The organism is Zoogloea sp. (genome assembly GCF_028693495.1).
In the GTDB taxonomy this organism is placed as follows: Bacteria; Pseudomonadota; Gammaproteobacteria; order Burkholderiales; family Rhodocyclaceae; genus Zoogloea.
On the sequence record NZ_JAQUVG010000024.1, the window covers coordinates 19,581 to 37,455 of the forward strand.

The following is a 17,875-nucleotide window of genomic DNA, read 5'->3' on the forward strand; positions in this document are numbered from 1 at the left end:
CCCTTTACGCACTGGCGGCCGAAGCGGTTTCTGGTTTGGGGAAGCTCAGCAACAGATCACGGTAATACTCGTATTGCTTCTGGCGCAATTCGATTTCACGCGGCAAGCCTTCGGTGATGGAGTTGGTCAGGGCGTCGAATTTGTCGAGAAAGGCGACGATGCGGGCTTGTTTATTCAATGGCGGCACAGGAATTTTCAAATTCCTCAAATCACCCATTGGCAAACTTACCACAGGATTTCCCACAATTTTCTTGCCGTACTCTTTAACTATTTCTCTAGAATTCAAAAGATGAGCAAGGAACCTAGGAAATATCTCCTCTTGCTTAGGCTTAATTACATATACACCTTCTTTGATATTCCAGCTCTCTGGTTTATGTTCAACCACAGCCGTTCGCCCGACCGTTCCCGTGCCGGAAAAAAGTACGTCGCCAGCATCCAAATTGGAGCGACCATTAATCAATTTCAATGCCTGCTCATTTACCCTGTCAGTCTTTTCAAGAAACGTAACTCTACCGTTCTGAATCTCACGAACAGTCACGTAGTATCCTTTGGCATCCGGTGTGTTTAACTGGAAGTTCTTTCGCGGATTTAGCCCTGTTTTTAGTGAATAGATAACTTCCCCCAGCGCCTTCCACTCCACTTCCCCTTCTTCAAAACTCAACAACTGATCACGATAGTAGTTGTATTGTTTCTTGCGGGCGGTCAGCTCGGCGGTCAGCTCGGCGGTCAGCTCGGCGAAGCTGTCCAGTATGCGAACGATTTCGGCCTGGATTTCAAGCGATTTTTTGGGGTTATCCGGGCAGGGGATAGGGATTGAAATCTTCGCCATATCGGTGGCGGAGACATCGATCACCTTCGTCCCTTTTGAGTGCTTTCTCTTCTCACCTGAAAACGCGTCTGTTTGGGTGAAGTAAGCGAAGTATTTGCCTAGCAAATTTTTTCCGGGCTTGAGGACAGTAGCATGTCCACCCGTAACTGCTTGGCGCTCGCCCAGATAAACAAGCGCCTTTCCTACGTCCTCAAGGTTTTCGCTGGTGTTCGTGATGACAACATCGCCCTTATCGACCTTCCGTAGCTGTTTTGCCAGCTCAGGCGAAACGAAAGATTTTGTCTCTGTCGTGGACAATCCGTAATGGGTATAAATCTGACCGTAGTGAATTGCGGGCACACCTGTTTCGGTAAAGTCTTTCTTTTGTAGTCCATTGCCACGAACAAGTTCGCCAAGAGTGCCTAGTGGCCTCCAATCAACTTCAACACCCTCCAGCAGCTTTTCCAAGAAGTTCTTGCCGCTCATACCTCCACCCCCCCGCCTTCAATCTCCGCCACAATGGCATCAATGTCCTTGCGCAGCTGATCGATCCGGGCAACGGTGGTTTTCAGTTCCGCATTGAGCTTGGCAATGTCCACCACTTCACGGTTGTCCTTGGCTTCCACGTAGCTGCTGACCGACAGGTTGTAGTTGTTGGCAGCCACATCTTCCAACGGCACCGACCTGGTGAAGTGGTCGACGTTTTCCTTGCTGTCGAACACGGCCATGATTTGACCGATATGCTCATCCAGCAGCAGGTTGTTATTGGTGCCCTTCTTGAACAACCCGCTGGCGTCGATGAACTGGATGTCGGTATCGGTCTTGTGTTTGGACAGCACCAGGATGTTCACCGCGATGGTGGTGCCGTAGAACAGGTTGGGCGCCAGCGAGATCACGGTTTCAACGTAGTTGTTATCCACCAGATACTGGCGGATTTTGGCTTCAGCCCCGCCCCGGTAAAAGATGCCGGGGAAGCAGACGATGGCGGCGCGGCCCTTGCTGGAAAGGTAGCTGAGCGCGTGCAGCACGAAGGCAAAGTCGGCCTTGGACTTGGGCGCCAGTACGCCGGCCGGGGCAAAGCGGTCGTCATTGATCAGTGTCGGGTCGTCGCTGCCGATCCACTTCACCGAATACGGCGGGTTGGAAACGATGGCATCAAAGGGCTTGTCATCGCCAAAGTGCGGCTCGATCAGGGTGTCGCCCAGCTGGATGTTGAACTTGTCGTAGTTGACGTTGTGCAGGAACATGTTCATCCGCGCCAGGTTGTAGGTGGTGTGGTTGAGCTCCTGGCCGAAGAAACCCTCTTCGATGATGTGGGCGTCAAAGTGCTTTTTGGCTTGCAGCAGCAGCGAGCCGGAGCCACAGGCCGGGTCGTAAATCTTGTTGATGCTGCTCTGCCCGTGCATGGCCAATCGGGCGATCAGCTTGGAGACCTGCTGCGGGGTGAAGAACTCGCCCCCCGACTTGCCCGCGTTGGCGGCGTAGTTGGAGATGAGGAATTCGTAGGCGTCGCCAAACAGGTCGATGTGGCTGGCATCGCTGTTTTCATAAAAGTCATGGCCGAAGTCCAGCTCGGCCACGCCTTTGAGCACCGCCGCCAGGCGGGCGTTCTTGTCCTTGACGGTGTTGCCCAGGCGGTTGCTGGTGGTGTCGAAATCCGCAAACAGGCCTTTGATGTCGTGTTCGGAGGGGTAGCCGCTGGCCGACGCTTCGATGGCCTTGAAGATGTTGGCCAGGTCCGTGTTCAGGCTTTCGTTGGTGTTGGCCTTGGCGGCGACGTTGGCGAAGAGCTGGCTGGGGTAGATGAAATAGCCCTTGGTCTTGATGGCGTCATCTTTGGCGGCCGCAATGTTCGGATCACTGTCTGCCATGGCGGCGTAATGGACGGCTGCATCGCCGCCGGTGATGTAATCGATGAAGTTCTCGCTGATGAAGCGATAGAACAGCGTGCCCAGCACGTACTGCTTGAAGTCCCACCCATCGACGGCGCCGCGGACATCGTTGGCAATTGCCCAGATCTGGCGCTGCAGGGCGGCGCGTTGTTCGTTGCTTGTCATCTTGAAAATCCAGTGTTGATTCGTGGAGTCCGGCTCAGGCTTGACGCTTGAACGGGAGGAAATGGGTTGTTACGGCAAGAGGCCGGGGTCTATCGCCCGGCCTTGTTCGCCTTGGGTTGATAGAAACCCTTGATTTTTCAGGCACTCACCGACGTATCGCCCAGCTTCTATCGCCCAGCTACCGACGATAGAACGCCGGTTGTCCAATAGGCTGCTCATGCCACCGCCCAGTACCGCCGCCAGCGGTTGTTACCCTCAAAGCGGACTTGCCGGCGCTCGATCAGCTCTTCCAGCGCGCGCTTGACCTGCTTGGGGTGGATTTCGCCGCCGACGCGTTGGCGGATATCGCTGATGGCCGAACTGGGGTAGCGCTGCAGGTCTTCCAAGACCAGCGCGGCCAAGCGGTGTGGCTCAATGCGTTTGAGGGTGGTCTCGCCGGTGAACTGGAGGCTGCGCAGCAGGCTGGGGTCAACAAAGTAGCGTGTTGCCTGGGTACGCCCGGCGCTTCGCACCAACTGCCAGTCCAGTAGGCGTTTGAGCCAGGGTTGCAGTGCTTCAACCGATGGCAGCTCAAGCGACGTTGCCAGCTCGCGTGCCGTCAGCGCATCGTGTTGCGCCAACAAGCCCAATGCGATCCGCTCGCGCTGCGTGAGCTGATAGGTCTGATCTGCCTTCGCAATGAAGTCGATGACCTCGGGCTTAAGGATGCGGCGGCGCACTGTCACCTGCACACGGTCGTGGGTCTCGATCAACTCGGGAGCCGGGCGGCCTTGTGAGAGCAGTATCTCGAAGATCTTGTCGAAGCCGCTGCCTTCCCGCTCCATCAGTTTCAAATCATGAAACAGGCGTGCCAGGTGTTCGTTACGGCGGACCGTGGTGTGGAGCACGTTCTGGGGTGAGACGCCCAGCGGTAGCGGTCCAGGGTTGACCACTTCCAGCCGGTCTGGATGCAGGTTCAAAAAGATGTCGCCGCGCTGGGTGTAGGGACGATGTACCAACGCGTTGACCAACAATTCGCGCACCACGATTTCATCGAAGGCAGGCACGTTCTGTCGGTACAGGCCATCGGGCAGCTCGTAGCGCTCGCGAAAATCCGGCACCTCCTGCCAGACCGCTTCGATCAACTCCATCGGGCTTTGCGTGTGGTCGTCCCAGACCAGCTTGTTGACCTTCTGCCCGTGCTCGTCGTACTTGATGAACTGGATGACCGGAGCGGTAGTCAGTTGGGCGCGATGATGTTGGCGGCCGAGACTGAGCACGCCCAGGTTGGTGAGGCTCGGTCCTTGTGCGAGCTGATAGTGATCGAGCAGTTCATCGTCAGACTTCTCCTTTACGGACGGTTTGACGCGATCCGATGCGCGCAGGGCTGCAAGCAGCCTGTCACGTTTGGCGACATCAAGCTCAGCACGGGGAACATGCAAGGTGGTTTGTGTTTCCCACGGTAATGCGGAACGCTCACTGGCCAGGCGCATCACGTCATCACCCGTTACCGGCTTGCTTTGATCGGCCACGCGCAGGAAATAGCGGCCATCGGTGGTGGATGCAACGGCCATGGCGCGCGGAATGCGCAATTCGATGTATTGGCCACCATTAGGGGCACTGGTGACATCCGGAAGCACTGTCACGTTAACGGTGCGCTCTGCCAGCTTGCGACGCAGTGTGTCTGGCAGGTCTGGAGGGATACGCTGATCGGCGGGAGGCTCGCTCTGGCCATCCTCGATCCCCAGCAGCAGGCGGCCACCGGTTGCATTGGCAAAGGCAATGCAATCCTTAGCGATTTCGTTCCAGTCCGCCGTCTTGCCAGTCACGGCCCGCAAGGACTTTTGGTCAAGGAGTTGCCCTTCCAAGCTCACGCGTCACCTTCCCCTGCTGGATTCATTTTTGTTCGCTCCCATCGCCCGATTCTTCATCGGCACCTCCCGCTCGCACCCACTCATCCACTTCGGACAGCTGAAACTTCCACAGCCGTCCGACACGATGCGCGGGAAGCCCCTTGCGTTCCCTCCAGCGATAAACGGTGTCCTTGGCAACACCCAGGTGCTGGGCAACGTCTTCGGCAGTAACCCAAGGTTCAATGCTCATGTTGATGGCGCTCTGCCTGTGTTTGTGAAAGTCGTTGAAGATCGTTTTAAGTCTACCAGCAGAGCGCTCGCAAAACACCCTTTCGCTGTTGAGTCACGCGGCAGAGAAGTTGGCGTAGGGGTTCAAGGACACGCGCAATTTCGCCCGGACCATCCTGGCCTCCAAGGTGCCACTCAAAACGGTCTCCAGTCGCGGGACCAGGCCCATTGGCCAGAGCCTGCAGGCAGGCGCAGCCTCACCGGTCGCCCCCGACACCTGCGTTCCCGGGTGACGGACTCGCTCAAGTCGCCTACAATCGGTCCCAGTCATTCCTTTCCTGAACACGGACAGCCCCTTCCATGAGCACGCCCTCCCGCCCTCCTGCAACCTCACTGCGCCACTGCAGTGGGTGTGTGCGGCGTGCCCGCCGGGATGCTCTGCCTGACCGGGGCGCCCTCTTCCATCAGCTCGCCTTCAAGGTCAAAGGGTCTCCCGCCGTGCTTTCCATGGCCGTGCGGGGTATCCGGAGAGCCTGAAAACCCTCCTCCCCGCACGGCACCTTGCCCAGGGCATGCATCCGCAGCCCTGTTCAACGTGCAGCCGTGACGGGGAACTCCTGCCCCCCCGTTTCATTCGTCCCGGCAAGCCCCTTCAGGGTGAGCCCCCCCGGATCCCGGGTACAGGACATTCATCGTCACGACCACTGCCTCCTCTCCCTGTGCCCTGCACGGCGGGCATGCATTCGTCAGGTGATGTCATGGATCTCACAACCACTTTTGTCCGGGCCAAGCGCCCCTGTACCGACGGCTTCCGCTGGTTCATCCGTCATTTTCAGAAAGGCAGCAATTACCAGGACATCCTGGACACCCTGGTGGAGGCCGGGCGGGTCGGTGACGCCTGCTGGCTGCTCGATCAGTTTGGCCCGACCGACGGCGTCCGGACGCTGGACGAACTGGATGCGGAGGCGATGGTCTTCGCCGGCACCCTCGAAGTCCGCGGCAACGTGCATGTGGATGGTCTGGTCCGGACCGGCCGGAACCTCCGGGTTCTGGGGGGCTTGCGCGCTGGCGAAGGCATCCGGGCAGGGGAAGACCTGAAGGTGGAGGGGAGCATTCACTCCGGCGGCTGGATCGACGTGGGCTGCGACCTGCGGGCGGGCTGGGGCGTCCGGGCCGCAGAGCAGATCCGCTGCGGCCGGGATCTGCGGGCGGGCTGGGCGGTGCAGTGTGGCCCCCTGCAGGCCGGGGGCAATGTGGTCATCGGGCTCGATCTGGAGGCAGACGGCGAGGTACGCATCCGCAAAGGCCTCCAGACCGGCGAAGACCTGATGACCAGCGCCGGCCTCCACACGGGTCATGGCATCAGCACCGGAGGCACGATCCGCTGCGCATCCCATCTGGAAGCCGGCTGGGGAATTCGGGCGGGGGGGGCAATCCTGGCCGAGGGCAGCATCCGGGCAGGAGAAAGCCTGCAGGCGGGCGACGAAATTCGGGCGGGAGACGGCTATGGGGTGTTTGCCGGGCTGGATGTGCGGATGAACAGCTGGGCGCAATGCGCCCTGGTGAGCGCCCGGCAGCGTCCGGAGGGCCTGATGAGCGGCTGCTGGGCGGGATCGCCCCCTGCCGGGGAGCACATCCCGTGACCCCTGTGCCCACGCTGGGGCCCCCGGCTACTGCAGCATGAAGGTCTCGTATTCCAGCTTGCCCAGGCGGCGGTCCAGGAAATACAGGCCACACACCAGGGCGAGCAGCACCGCCGCGGCGTAACCGTAGCCGTAGTACAGGGCGCCGAGCCTGAGAGTGATCAACGTGAACACCAGGTTGGCAACGCAAAACAGCAGGGTGAGCCCCAGGATCAGACGGCGCCGGTCCAGATAGAAGAAGACGTTGAGCAACGCCAGAAAGCCCACCTGAAGGCTCGCACCCAGGGTCTGGATGTAGAACAGGGGCAGGTAGAGGGAGGAAATCCCGAGGGCCTCCAGGGCGGCCGGCCCCACTACCACGGCAAACAGCAGGGCCAGGGCCTGGATCTTGGCGATTTCGGCCAGCCCCTGCCGGACGGCATAGACCATTTCGTCACGCATGTCCTCGATGTACTCCAGGGAACCGCCCGTCCGCACGGCATCGAAGAAGCGGTCGTAGTACTCGACGAAGTCAGTCTCGATACGGACCAGGAAGACCGCCATGCCGGGCAGGATGCACAGGTAGGCCATGAACACCGGCAGGTCGTAGATCACTGACGCCCGCAACGGGCCGATGATCGCTTCGGAGGTGGGAGGATAAAGCCAGAACAGGAACTTGTCCGTCCAGACTCCCAGGTTGTAGAGCACCCCGATGACCATCAGGCTGAGGTAGCGGGCCTCCTTGCGGGCAAAGTCGAAGCTCATCGCTTCGCTGCTGGGATAACCGGCAGCCACGATCAGCCACATGCCCAGGAAGAGGACCAGGTGCCCCAGCACGAAGCCGAACATCAGGCCATTGAGGCCCCAGGGTCGGGCCAGCAGGGCCACGACCACGGTCAGTCCGTAACCCAGGGCGTACATCAGGAGGATGTGCTTGTAACGCTTGAGACCCGACAGCAGGATCGTGACCACCCAGATGCCGCACAGCAGCACGAAGCCGGCCAGCATCAGCACCCGGTAGGTCAGGCCATGGCCGCTGAAGGCGGTGAAGGCCAGCACCAGGCCGGCACTGCCGCACAGCCCCATCACCACCAGCAGCAGACCGTTGAGGTTGCTCAGCACCAGCTCGTCGCGCTTCTCGAACAGGCGGTCGGAAATATAGCGGGTGAACGCCAGCTGTACCGCCCCGGTAGCGATCAGGGAGATGGCAATCAGCCAGGTGACGGACACCTGGAACTGGGTGATGAGGCTGCCCGGCACCACCACCGCGGCCGACAGGAAGCCGATCAGCAGCATGCCGACGATGGACAGCACCCATGGCCCGGAACCGATCACCCCCGCGTAGGCATACGCCTGGACCAGGCCCAGCAGGCTGTCCTTGCGCAGCAGCTTGCGCAGCTCGAAACCGATGCCGGCCATCAGCCCTGCCCTCCGCCAGCGAGCGCCTGCCGGTACACCTGGCGGTAGGCGTCGAACATCAGCCTGTCGGCGTAATAACGCTCGACGCGGGCGATCCCGGCCTGACGGGCAGCCTGCCAGGCCGCCGGGTTGCCCAGCAGCTCCAGGGCAGCATCGGCCAGGGCAGGAGGATCCGCGATGCCCACCACCCGCCCGGCGGCACCGAGCGCTTCATCGTCCGCCCCCAGGCCGTAGATCAGCTGACGGCAGGAGCCCACATCCGTGGTCACGGACGGCACGCCGGCGGCATAGCCTTCCAGCACCACCAGGGGCAGCGCCTCCGAGATGGAGGACAGGATCAACACCCCCACCCGGGGCAGGATCTCGTCAATCCGCTGAAACCCCAGGAAGCGGACCTTGTCGGCCAGCCCCAGACTCTCTGCCAGGTTGCGGCATTCCTCGGCATAGCCCGGATCTTCGTCTTCCGGCCCGGCAATCCAGGCCTCGGCTTCCGGCATCCGGTTGGCCACCCGGCGCATGGCACGGATGAAGGTCTTGATGTCCTTGATCGGCACCACCCGGCCGATCAGGCACAGCACCGGCGGCGGCGTGCCGGTCTGCTGGTCCCTGAGGGGGGCGAGCTTGCCGAGGGAGATTCCGTTGGGAATGCAGAAGGTGCGCTCGGGGCGGGCCCCGTCTTCCACCTGTCTCAGGCGGTTGGTCTCGTAGAGGGCGATGATGGGATCGGCGGCATCGTAGGTGAGGCGCCCGAGCCACTCGAAGAAGCGGATCCACATCTGGCGGAAGTAGGACAGGGTCGCGGGATCCTTCTGGAACACATTGCGGTTGTCCTTGATCCATTCATTCTGATACAGATCGATCTTCCTCTCCTTGGTGTAAATGCCGTGTTCGGACAACACCAGAGGGATACCCCGGGAGCGGGCCACCAGGGCCCCCAGGAAGCCTGCGTAACCGGTGGAAATGCTGTGCACCGCCTTCACCGGAATCAACTCCCTGGCCACCTTGCCCAGCAGCCACAGGGGCTGATGCATGATGCGGACGGTCCAGAAGTAATCGACGAAGCTGGGATCGGTACAGTAGCGGCGGTAGCGGTCGGTGATCATTTCCCAGGACACCTCCGAACGCAGGAAATCGTCCAGGGTCAGGCGGCCGCCCGGCTGCAGCTCCCGGGCAATCTGCGTAAAGGCCTCGATTCCCCCCTTGCCCTTGAAGCCATCGTGGAGCTCGGCCACCCGGGCGTAGGCCTCGCGGTCACCCCGGCGGGCGGGCGGCTTCTCGCCGTGCTCCGGCGGTGCGATGTCATCGTGGAGAAAATGGGTTTCCAGGTGCACCACGTTGTCGGGAATGGCATATTTGGGCGCTCCGTAGTCGGAGCGCCGGCTCCCCAGGAACACAATGGCAAAGCGGATCTCCGGAAAGGCCCGGATGATCTGGTTCACCCAGCTGGACACCCCCCCGGACACGTAAGGAAAGGTGCCCTCCAGCAGCAGGGCCACATCGGCCTCCGCCGCCTTGGGAAACACATCGTCGGTCGGGGTCATGCGCCCTGCTCCTGCGCCGGACGCTGGCGCCACAGTTTCACCACCGGGGTCAGCCGGGCCAGGCCCTGCCAGTGGTCCAGGTTGTCGATCAGGCGCCGCACTTCGGCAAAATCCCGCCGCTCAAAGGCCAGCTCGGCCCGGTAAGGCTCGACCCGTGGGGGCGGCAGGCCCAGGGCTGCAGCGCCCCGGAAGGCCGCCTCGGCTTCATCGAAACGACGCAGATGATGCAGCAGACGCCCATGCTGCAGGGCCAGGCCGGCATCGGTTGGGGACACCATCAGCAGCTCGCGGGTGTAACGCAGGCATTCGGATGCGGCATGCTCCATCAGGTCCCCCTGCACCAGCCCCTGGTAGATCAGCTCCCAGTACAGGCTGGACAGGCGCCGGGCCGCCAGCAGACGGGCTGCCTCGTCGGGCGCCCGGGCGTGCTGCTGGCGTTCCGCGTGGATGGCCGCGTTGATCTTCTTTTCCCGGGTGTCGAGCATGCCGTAGGCCAGCAGGCGCAGATCCTCGGCCGCATCATTGAGGAGCTCCCGCAGCATGGGGTTGGAAACCGCGCTGGGTGCATTGCCCAAAGCCACCACGGCACGCAGGCGCTGGGGAACGGGCACCTGCTGGTTCTTGAGGAACTGGCGCACGCCCGCCTGCCGGAAGCTGTTCATGTCCTGCTTTTCATGGGGATCCAGAGCGGGGAGCGGGACCGCCCGGAAATGCAGGCGCTCGCCCTGTCCAGGCAGCAGGGGGAGTGCAAAGATGGCCAGGATCACCGCCAGAAAGCCGAAGACGGGCACGAAGAAGCTGATGCTCCAGATGAGTCCGAACACCCCCGGGCGCACCCGGGCCACGGCCTTCGGCAACAGGGGCCAGACCGCCAGGGTCAGCAGCGCGCTGGCGCCCGCATGTGCCGTGCAGTAAATGAGCAGCGACAGATCGTCGGAGCGGCCGGCCATCAGTTGCAGCCATACGCCCAGCTCCAGGGCCAGGGCCGTCAGGCCGAACTTATACTGGAACATGACATTGTCCAAGCAGGTGACGGAGCAGCGTTTCCGGCGCGTCTTCCTCCAGCAGCAGCACACGACTGGCGACCCCGGCCTCGGCCAGGGTGACGCCACGGCTCTGCTGCAGCCACGCTTCGATACGACTCAGATAACCCTCGGTGGCACTCTCGCCGGCCAGCGGCATCAGCGTGATCAACAAGCGGTCCTGCTCCCCCTCGCACGCCCAGACCGCGTCCAGCCCCCGCTGCAGGCGGGCGATCTGCTGGGGCAGATCCTCGAAACCAGACAGGCGGCGGAACTCCAGGGCCACCAGGGCGCTTCTCACGCCGGAATCCTGACGGATATGCCACAAGCGCATCAGCTCCCCGGCAAAGGCCGGCGGACAGGACGGGACGGCCTGCAATACCGGCTCGGCGATCCGGGTCAGGTTGAGACTGTCTGCGTAATAACCCACCAGCAGATTGAGCATCTGCAGCGACTCCTCGTGGAGCGCGAAGAAGGGCATCCGCTCGATCACCAGCATGCCGTGCAGGCGCTGGGCGGCGTCCTTGAGGGGCACGGCGACCAGGTAGCGCGTGCGCCCCCGCTGCTCCACCTCCTCCAGGGCCACGTGGGAAAGGGCCTCCCGCTCCAGGGCATAGAGGATGAGGGGGTCGGTGCGATCCAGCTCGACGCTGTGCCCCAGGATGTGGTCGGGCTCGGGGGCCAGCTGGCCCTCCTGGATGCACACCAGGGCCGCCGTCTCGATCTGGCAGTACTGGGACAGGAGGCGCAGCAGCTCATCTCCCGCCGGCAGCGCCCCCGCCCGGACGGGCGGCAGGGAAGTGGCCCGGCGCAGGTTGAGCAGGGCATCCCGCATGGACACCGGACGGGAGATCAGATCCTGCTCCAGACGGTCATGGGAGAGGCGCAACAGGTAGTGCTGATGGGTGAGATGATCAAGGCGCCCGGCCACATAGTGCTGGAGCACCTCCGCCCGGCGTACCCGGTTACCCCACAGGGAGCTGAATTCCCCGCAGATCATGATGAGCACCAGATTGCCGAGGAATTCGTCCTGGGGAATCCGCGGATCCACCAGCTCTGCCCGCGCCAGGCCGAACCAGCCCGCCAGCACCACCAGGGCGGACCCGATACCGGCCACCGCCCCATAGCGCAGGGCCACCACCACCGGCCCCAGGGCCACCCAGGGAAAGGGACCACGGGTGAAGAAGGGATCGTTCGGGTTGACCCACAGGCACAGGGCCACCCCGAGCAAGGGCACCAGCAGGATTTCCGCGACGGCTGCCGGCCCGATGGGGCCCACCGGCGTGAGCAGGGACTTGATCTTCATGGACAGGTGCGTCTGCTCCGTCAGGGCCGCACGGCCGGCGTCAGCAGGGACTTGATCAGGGTCTGGGCCACCGCCGACAGGGCATCCCGGCTCCAGCCGCTTTTGGCACCTACCGCACTCCACAACACCCGGCCATCGCTCACCTCCACGATGGACAGGGTCACCCCGACCGCCGGTTCCCCATCCACCCCGACCTTGTAGCGCCACTCATCCACAGTGCCGGTCAGCGCATAGCGCGCCCCCTGGCTGCGGGCCCACTCCAGTGACTTGTCGGCATCCTTGGGGGCCCCGTTGTCGAAGAGGTTGTCGCTGGCCAGACTGGCCGGGTAGCGCCTCACATCGGCCACCCCCAGAACCCGCAGCAAGCCTTCGCTGACGGCTTCCGCCCGCTGACCGGCAAAGGGTGTTTCGGTGACGTTGGCGAAGGGCAGGACAACCCAGCGCGCATCCGGCTCCAGACGGACAGCAGGGGCCCGGTCGGTGACCGAACAGGCGGTCAGCAGGGCCGCAAGGCACGGCAGCAGGAGTCGGGCAAGCATCGTTTTCGGCAGGCGGAACATGGTGGCAACCTCGTTTCGATCAATAGTAGTAACGGTAATGCAGGGAGAACTGGCGGGTCCGGGCAAAAGTGCCGGTGCCCCCCTTGTCCTCCCGGAAGCCTGCGGACAGGTGGTCGTTGCCGAGCAGGCTGCCGGCAACCCCGAGGGCATAGTCATATCCGGTGCCCACCACGCTGTTGCGCAGCAATCCGACCGACCAGAAAGGCCGCGGCGCCCGGGTGTAATCGGTAGCCAGACGCAGGTTGGAAGACAGGCGCGCACCATAGAGGGTGAAGCCCTGGGGCGCCAGCGCCGTGGCGTCCAGGCGGGTGGTGGCAAACAGGCGGTTCTTGATGTCCGCTGCCCGGGGATCCGCGAGGTTCACGTCCGTGTCGGCCTCGTAACGGCTGGCAAAGAGGTTGCCCACCAGATCCGGCAGCTCGACCCGGAAGGCATGGGCATACCCGGCCTGCCAGAGGCGGGCCTCTCCCACCGGCAGGCCGTTCTGGGCCCGATAGCGGAACTCGTCCAGCTGCAGGCTGAGGGTGTCCCGGACAGACAGCCGGAGCCCCAGGCTCACGCCGAGCTGATCCCGCAGGCCGGCCACCCGCAGGGCGGCGTTCTCGGTAGCAGGCTGATCACGCCCTGCGCTAACGGTGAGGGTCAGGTGACGTCCCAGGTTCTGCTCCCGCTCCAGCAGGATGGGGGTGTAGGACTCCAGACTTTCCCTGCGGCCGACCGCGATCCGGGTGGTCCCATCGTCATGGCGCCAGCCCAGCCGGAGCATGCCGAGTGTCTCCATCCCCGGCAGGGCGCTGAAGTAGCTGCGGTCCAGGATCTCCCGGGAGACGCTGCCCAGTTCCACCGCGAGGCGGAGCTGGGGGCCCAGCGCCCCGTCCACCTTCAGGCCGCCGGCCTGCTCTTCCAGACTCCCCAGCTTGCGCAGGGCGAGATCCAGATCAGTCCGGTCGGCCTGGTCGAGCATCACTTCCGTGAGCTGGAGGTGGCTGGTCTCGTCGTCCCGCTGGATATCCATGGCTTCAAAAGCGGCACTCGCTGCAACGGCAGGCACCCCGGCCAGGCGGGCCAGGTTCACCCGGTCGTAGCGGGGAAGGCGCTCGTCCCATTGCTCCAGGAGACGCCCCGCTTCCGGGTGATCCACGCTGCCCAGGGCCGCCGTGGTCTCCGCCCACAGGGGACGGGCCAGATTGCGTCCGTACTGGTGCCACAGGAAACCCCGCACGCCCTCCATCTGCCCCTGGTCGATGAACCAGGCCAGGACCAGCTCCCGGGCCGCGGGGCTGAGGGCGTCGCCCGGTTTGCGGTCGAGGCGCAGGATTTCCCGCAGTACCGCGTGGGCGCCATCCCCCGGTCGGGCAGCCCGGGCCAGGCGCTGACGGGCCAGCCGGCGTACGACCGTGAGCTCCTCCTCGCTGGGCTCCCGCATCACACGCTGCTCCTGGCGCCACAGCCCCTCCCGCAGGCGCCAGGCCCGCTCCGTTTCGCCGTTCTGCTCAAGGGCGTCCGAATAGGTCAGCATCCACAGGAAATCGCCCTGATGTGCCCGCACCCGGGGCGTGTAATAACGATCCAGGGCCCGCTGGGGACGGGACAGCGCCAGCCAGGCGGCGGCCAGCACATCCTGCAGGGATTCATCCGCCGACCAGGTTTCCTCGTGACTGGCCAGCACGGCACGGAGTGTCACCGTATCGTTGCCGTCGATGAGCAGCCAGAGCAGGGCTTCACGGACCCCCTCTGCGGCCGGCTGAAGGCGCAGGGCCCGCAGGTAGTCCTGGCGAGCCTGAGCCCGACGCCCCTGCTGTTCATGGTGCCGACCCCGCAAGGTGAGGAAACGGACCGAAGCCTCCGCTTCCTGGCGCTGGCCAGCGTCGAGACCCGCCAGCAGGCGTCCGATGTCCCCCTGACGCCCCAGCTCTGAATAATGATCGAGGACCCGCAGCAGGGCATCCAGCCCGCCCAGGCGGTGCCAGGCTTTTTCGGCCATGGCCGCCGCAGCGACGGGGTCACTCTCCCGCAGCAGCTCGATGTAGCGGGTAAACTCCAGGGCACTGGCGTCTTCGAAAGCAACGATGCGGCGGTAACTGTCGCGCGCAGCGTCCTTTTTTTCCGCAAATACGGCCACCTCTCCATGGAGTCGCCAGAAGTCCTGGTCGTCTCCCGGCGTGACCGCCCTGGCCCGCTCCAGGGCCTGAAAAGCCTCCTCGACCCGTCCCTCGCGGACCAGCAGGCCGACGATACGCTCGGCCCGGCGGGGCTCGGGTCCGGCCTGGGCTTCGATGCGCAGTAAGGTGTCGATGGCCAGATCCACCTCGCCGGCCCGCTCGGCCAGCCGCTCCAGGGCCTCGAGCACGACCAGGGATGCCTTGCCCCGCGCTTCCCCCTGCAGGAAGGCCACGCCCTCCGAGGCCAGACCCAGCCGCTCATAAGTGGCAATCACCTCCTTGAGCTGCGCAGGATCCCGACCCTGGGTCCGGTAGCGCCAGAGCAGGGCCGGGAGCAGCGCGGCATCGTCGGTGAGCCCCGGGGCAAGGCGCAGGATCGCTTCCCACGCCTCCCGGCTCCCTTTCCTGGTAGCCAGCACCTGCCACTGCTCAAGGGCTTTCTCTGGTTTGCCCGACCATTCCGCAGCCTGAGCCAGACGCTCGCGCCAGGCCAGATCATCGGGACGCTGACGGACAGCCGACTCGGCCACCCGGTAGGCATCCGCCAGATTCCGGTTGCCCACGAAGGCCTCGTATGCCAGGCCATAGATCCGCTCGTCGAAGGCCAGGCCCGGGGGCGCCAGGGGTGGCCCCATCTCCCCTGCGGTGGGACGAACGCCCCCACCGCGCCCTTCCTCCCAGGCCAGCCAACGCATCCACTGATCCCGCAGGGACAGACGGATCATGCGCCTGGCAAGACGATCCGCCACATCCGGCCGGTTGCAGGCCCGCGCCAGGACCACCAGGGCGTAGAGGGTCTCCGTATCCTCGCCCAGGTCACCCAGCTCACGCTCGGCGGTGGCAATGGCTTCGTCCAGCAGGTTGCCGGCCTGCAGGGTGTGCACGGCGGCCAGGAAGTGCTCCCGGCGGGCCTGCAGGCGGGTGGCCCGCTGACGGGCCAGCAGGAACAGCTCAGCCGCCCCACGGTAGTCCCCGAAAGCCAGCAGGCCGCGGGCCCCTTCCGCATACCAGCCCGCATCAAACGCGCTGCCGGGACGATGGGCCAGGCGCTTCAGCATGTCCACCACCAGTGCCCGCTCCCCCAGGGCCATGGCCTCCTGGAGGATGCTGATCTGCATGTCCTCAGGCCAGTCTTCGGCGGACAATTCCCGAAGGCGGGCCAGCATGGCGCCCTCCAAGGCCATCTTGAGGGCCGAGCCCTCCTCTGCCCGCAACCAGGCCTGCCGGTAACTCAGCCAGTCCCGCCAGTGGGAGCCGGCGCGCAACTGGGGGAAAGGACTGTCCAGCAGCGGGCGCAGGGTGTCCCGGGCGGCCTGGGTCTCGTTACGGGAAATCTGCTGGCTGGCCAGTGCGAACCGCAGCTCGGCATTGTCTGGGTCGGTGCGCAGCAGATTGGACAGGTACGCCACGGTCAGCAGATCGCCCCGACGGGATTCGATGGCGGAACGCTCCAGCGTGGGGTTGGGGAACATCAGGATGAAAACGAGCCCCACCAGGACACCGAAAACCACCAGTGCACGGGGCGACAAGACCCGCGGCCGCCCCTCCCGGCTAGGGGCAACGAAGATCGAAGTCCGCGGCTGCATGGGAAGTCCGATAGAGGAAATGCTGCTTGTCCCTGCTGCTGCCCGGAAGCGTCTTGCCGGCGCTGCTCAGGAGGCACTGGGGCGGATGGACCAGTTCGAGCTCGAGGGCCTGATGGCCCTGGAGACGGAACTGCAGCCCCTTGTCGACCGCCTTCCAGCGGGACAGGCGGGCGTTGGCGGAATGGAGCATGGGCAGGCGGTTTGCGGCCGGAGCGAAGCGGATCTCGGCCCGGCTGTCGGCCAGGTGCAGATATCGCCCCTCCTCCCCCGCCCGCCAGCCAGCCAGACCACGACTGGCAGCCATATCGGGAACCCCCAGCCCGGCCGGCGCCCTCAGGGTCCGCAGATGAACCGCATTGCGCACCAGCAGGGCGTTCCCACCCACTGGCCGGGCCAGGACCACGGAATTGAAGTTCATGGCCTTGCGGACAAACTCGCTGGGAAAGACCGGGTGGACTGGCTGGGCCATCGCCCAGCCATACACCTTGTGCAAAGCCCGCAGGGATGCCGGCTTGCTGGCGGAGTAGGTGTGATAATAAATGTCGATGGGCTTGATGCGACGGGGAGAGCCGGTCATCTGAAAGGTCTCGATGACCCGCTCGAAACCATAGTACGGCCCGGTCCACAGGTTCGTGAACACGTTCTCGTTCATGATTGGCGCATACACGTGAAACCCCTGGGGATGACGGACTCCCAGGGGGGAGATCGCGGTGAGGCTGGGGTAGGCCCGGGTGATGATGGTGTTGCCGCCGTTCAGGTTGAGCATTCCCCCCTGCTCTGCCACCTCGAGGGCACGCCCGGTGGGGGCTGCATTACCGGTCCACAACATCAGGCTGACGGGCTTCTCCCGCGGTGCCAGACGCTGGCGGATGTACCCGGCGGAGCCCAGGATCTCCCGCTCCAGGCTGGGGACATAATCCTGGGGCGCCAGGGTATAGCCCTGGGCGGCAACGCTGACCTTGCCGGCCGCCGTGTCCTCCCAGTAGAAGGGGTGGGTGTAGCTGTGACTGGCGATCTCCACGTGGGGGAGCGCGAACATGCGCCGAGCAACGCCCTCCATCTCAGCCGACTCCCGGGGGTAGAGCCCGTGTGGGGCCACTTCGGCCTCGATCACCGACATGGCGTGGGGGATGCGGTAGCGCTCAAGGATGTCCCGCTGCAGGACCTCCGCGGCGAGCAGCTTACCGGGCATCTCCGCCCGGGAAGGGAAGGCGTCTCCGTCCACGTGGGCAAACAGCAGGCGGCGGCCATTCTCGGTGGTGGTATCCGGTACCGGCAGGGACGGCAGGGCCAGGGCCGCTGTCAGGAAGGCAAAGGGATCGGTTACCCAGCGGAACTGGTCCAGCCCCCCCGGCATCTCCATCACCCCGTAGCGCCCGGGCATGACGCCTCCCCAGGGCGCGATGAAGACTTCGTCATAGCGGCGCCCAGCGGTGTCCGTCAGGCTCAGCCACGGAGTGAAATCCGGAGCGTCGATGACCAGGGGGTTCGGGGGCGGAGACGGGATGGGCTCCAACTCCAGGCCGATTTCCTTGCTCCGGTGGCTGATCCGCAGGCTGCCTCGGGGCTGCGGCGCTGCCCGCAGACCAGTGATCATGGCCAGGGGCTGGGTCTTGAGGTGCCCCCGGTCCCCGATCACCGCCACCCGCACGCCCTCCTCGATGCGGGCAGCCAGCCAGGCGGCCAGCACCTGTCGGGGACGGGGTTCGACAGCTCCGTCAAACCAGGTCAC

12 protein-coding genes are annotated in these 17,875 nt (G+C 64.2%); 1 reads left to right on the forward strand and 11 read right to left on the reverse strand.

Annotation, left to right across the window (positions count from 1 at the left end; translation table 11 throughout):
• Window positions 1–4 precede the first annotated feature (4 nt).
• The 4 genes from PHD22_RS06120 to PHD22_RS06135 all read right to left on the reverse strand — a co-directional run bounded on the left by PHD22_RS06120 (window position 5) and on the right by PHD22_RS06135 (window position 4,947).
• Window positions 5–1,294 carry a restriction endonuclease subunit S gene (locus PHD22_RS06120; protein WP_299863785.1) on the reverse strand — a complete coding sequence of 430 codons (1,290 nt, stop codon included), beginning with the start codon at window positions 1,292–1,294 and terminating at the stop codon, window positions 5–7.
• Window positions 1,291–2,865: a type I restriction-modification system subunit M gene (locus PHD22_RS06125; protein ID WP_299863788.1), complete on the reverse strand. Its 1,575-nt coding sequence runs from the start codon at window positions 2,863–2,865 to the stop codon at window positions 1,291–1,293. Before PHD22_RS06125 ends, PHD22_RS06120 begins: the two co-directional genes overlap by 4 nt.
• Window positions 2,866–3,080: 215 nt before the next feature.
• Window positions 3,081–4,718 (reverse strand): ATP-binding protein, encoded by a 1,638-nt coding sequence (locus PHD22_RS06130; protein ID WP_299863790.1) that lies wholly within the window; start codon window positions 4,716–4,718, stop codon window positions 3,081–3,083.
• Window positions 4,719–4,740: 22 nt separating this feature from the next.
• A complete protein-coding gene (locus tag PHD22_RS06135; RefSeq protein WP_239910064.1) occupies window positions 4,741–4,947 on the reverse strand; it encodes a helix-turn-helix domain-containing protein in 207 nt (68 codons plus the stop codon).
• A gap of 736 nt (window positions 4,948–5,683) precedes the next feature.
• On the opposite strand from PHD22_RS06135, the gene PHD22_RS06140 reads away from it, so the two are divergent.
• The gene (locus PHD22_RS06140; protein ID WP_299863797.1) at window positions 5,684–6,568 is read left to right on the forward strand and encodes a hypothetical protein; all 885 of its coding nucleotides are present in this window, start codon (window positions 5,684–5,686) and stop codon (window positions 6,566–6,568) included.
• 27 nt (window positions 6,569–6,595) lie between these two features.
• Here the strand turns inward: PHD22_RS06140 and pelG are convergent, their stop codons facing one another.
• From pelG to PHD22_RS06175, 7 genes are all read right to left on the reverse strand, one after another.
• Window positions 6,596–7,966: an exopolysaccharide Pel transporter PelG gene (pelG, locus tag PHD22_RS06145; RefSeq protein ID WP_299863799.1), complete on the reverse strand. Its 1,371-nt coding sequence runs from the start codon at window positions 7,964–7,966 to the stop codon at window positions 6,596–6,598.
• Window positions 7,966–9,507, reverse strand: a complete 1,542-nt coding sequence (pelF, locus tag PHD22_RS06150) for a GT4 family glycosyltransferase PelF (RefSeq protein ID WP_299863801.1) — start codon at window positions 9,505–9,507, stop codon at window positions 7,966–7,968. Before pelF ends, pelG begins: the two co-directional genes overlap by 1 nt.
• On the reverse strand, window positions 9,504–10,520 hold the full coding sequence (locus PHD22_RS06155; RefSeq protein ID WP_299863803.1) for a hypothetical protein: 1,017 nt from the start codon (window positions 10,518–10,520) through the stop codon (window positions 9,504–9,506). Before PHD22_RS06155 ends, pelF begins: the two co-directional genes overlap by 4 nt.
• Window positions 10,507–11,835, reverse strand: coding sequence for a PelD GGDEF domain-containing protein (locus tag PHD22_RS06160; protein WP_299863805.1), 1,329 nt, complete (start codon window positions 11,833–11,835; stop codon window positions 10,507–10,509). Before PHD22_RS06160 ends, PHD22_RS06155 begins: the two co-directional genes overlap by 14 nt.
• A 20-nt stretch (window positions 11,836–11,855) precedes the next feature.
• Window positions 11,856–12,395, reverse strand: a complete 540-nt coding sequence (locus PHD22_RS06165) for a hypothetical protein (protein ID WP_299863807.1) — start codon at window positions 12,393–12,395, stop codon at window positions 11,856–11,858.
• Between the two features lie 19 nt (window positions 12,396–12,414).
• The gene (locus tag PHD22_RS06170) at window positions 12,415–16,086 is read right to left on the reverse strand and encodes a tetratricopeptide repeat protein (protein WP_299863809.1); all 3,672 of its coding nucleotides are present in this window, start codon (window positions 16,084–16,086) and stop codon (window positions 12,415–12,417) included.
• A 22-nt stretch (window positions 16,087–16,108) separates the two neighbouring features.
• Window positions 16,109–17,875, reverse strand: a 1,767-nt coding sequence (locus PHD22_RS06175; RefSeq protein WP_299863811.1) for a hypothetical protein, incomplete at its 5' end; no start/stop codon positions are given.

Bases quoted from the DNA above. Each gene is read 5' to 3' on its own strand.
- PHD22_RS06140 (WP_299863797.1), top strand. From the start codon at position 5,684: ATGGATCTCACAACCACTTTTGTCCGGGCCAAGCGCCCCTGTACCGAC.
- pelG (WP_299863799.1), bottom strand. From the start codon at position 7,966: ATGGCCGGCATCGGTTTCGAGCTGCGCAAGCTGCTGCGCAAGGACAGC.
- pelF (WP_299863801.1), bottom strand. From the start codon at position 9,507: ATGACCCCGACCGACGATGTGTTTCCCAAGGCGGCGGAGGCCGATGTG.
- PHD22_RS06160 (WP_299863805.1), bottom strand. From the start codon at position 11,835: ATGAAGATCAAGTCCCTGCTCACGCCGGTGGGCCCCATCGGGCCGGCA.
- PHD22_RS06165 (WP_299863807.1), bottom strand. From the start codon at position 12,395: ATGTTCCGCCTGCCGAAAACGATGCTTGCCCGACTCCTGCTGCCGTGC.
- PHD22_RS06125 (WP_299863788.1), bottom strand. From the start codon at position 2,865: ATGACAAGCAACGAACAACGCGCCGCCCTGCAGCGCCAGATCTGGGCA.
- PHD22_RS06120 (WP_299863785.1), bottom strand. From the start codon at position 1,294: ATGAGCGGCAAGAACTTCTTGGAAAAGCTGCTGGAGGGTGTTGAAGTT.
- PHD22_RS06135 (WP_239910064.1), bottom strand. From the start codon at position 4,947: ATGAGCATTGAACCTTGGGTTACTGCCGAAGACGTTGCCCAGCACCTG.
- PHD22_RS06155 (WP_299863803.1), bottom strand. From the start codon at position 10,520: ATGTTCCAGTATAAGTTCGGCCTGACGGCCCTGGCCCTGGAGCTGGGC.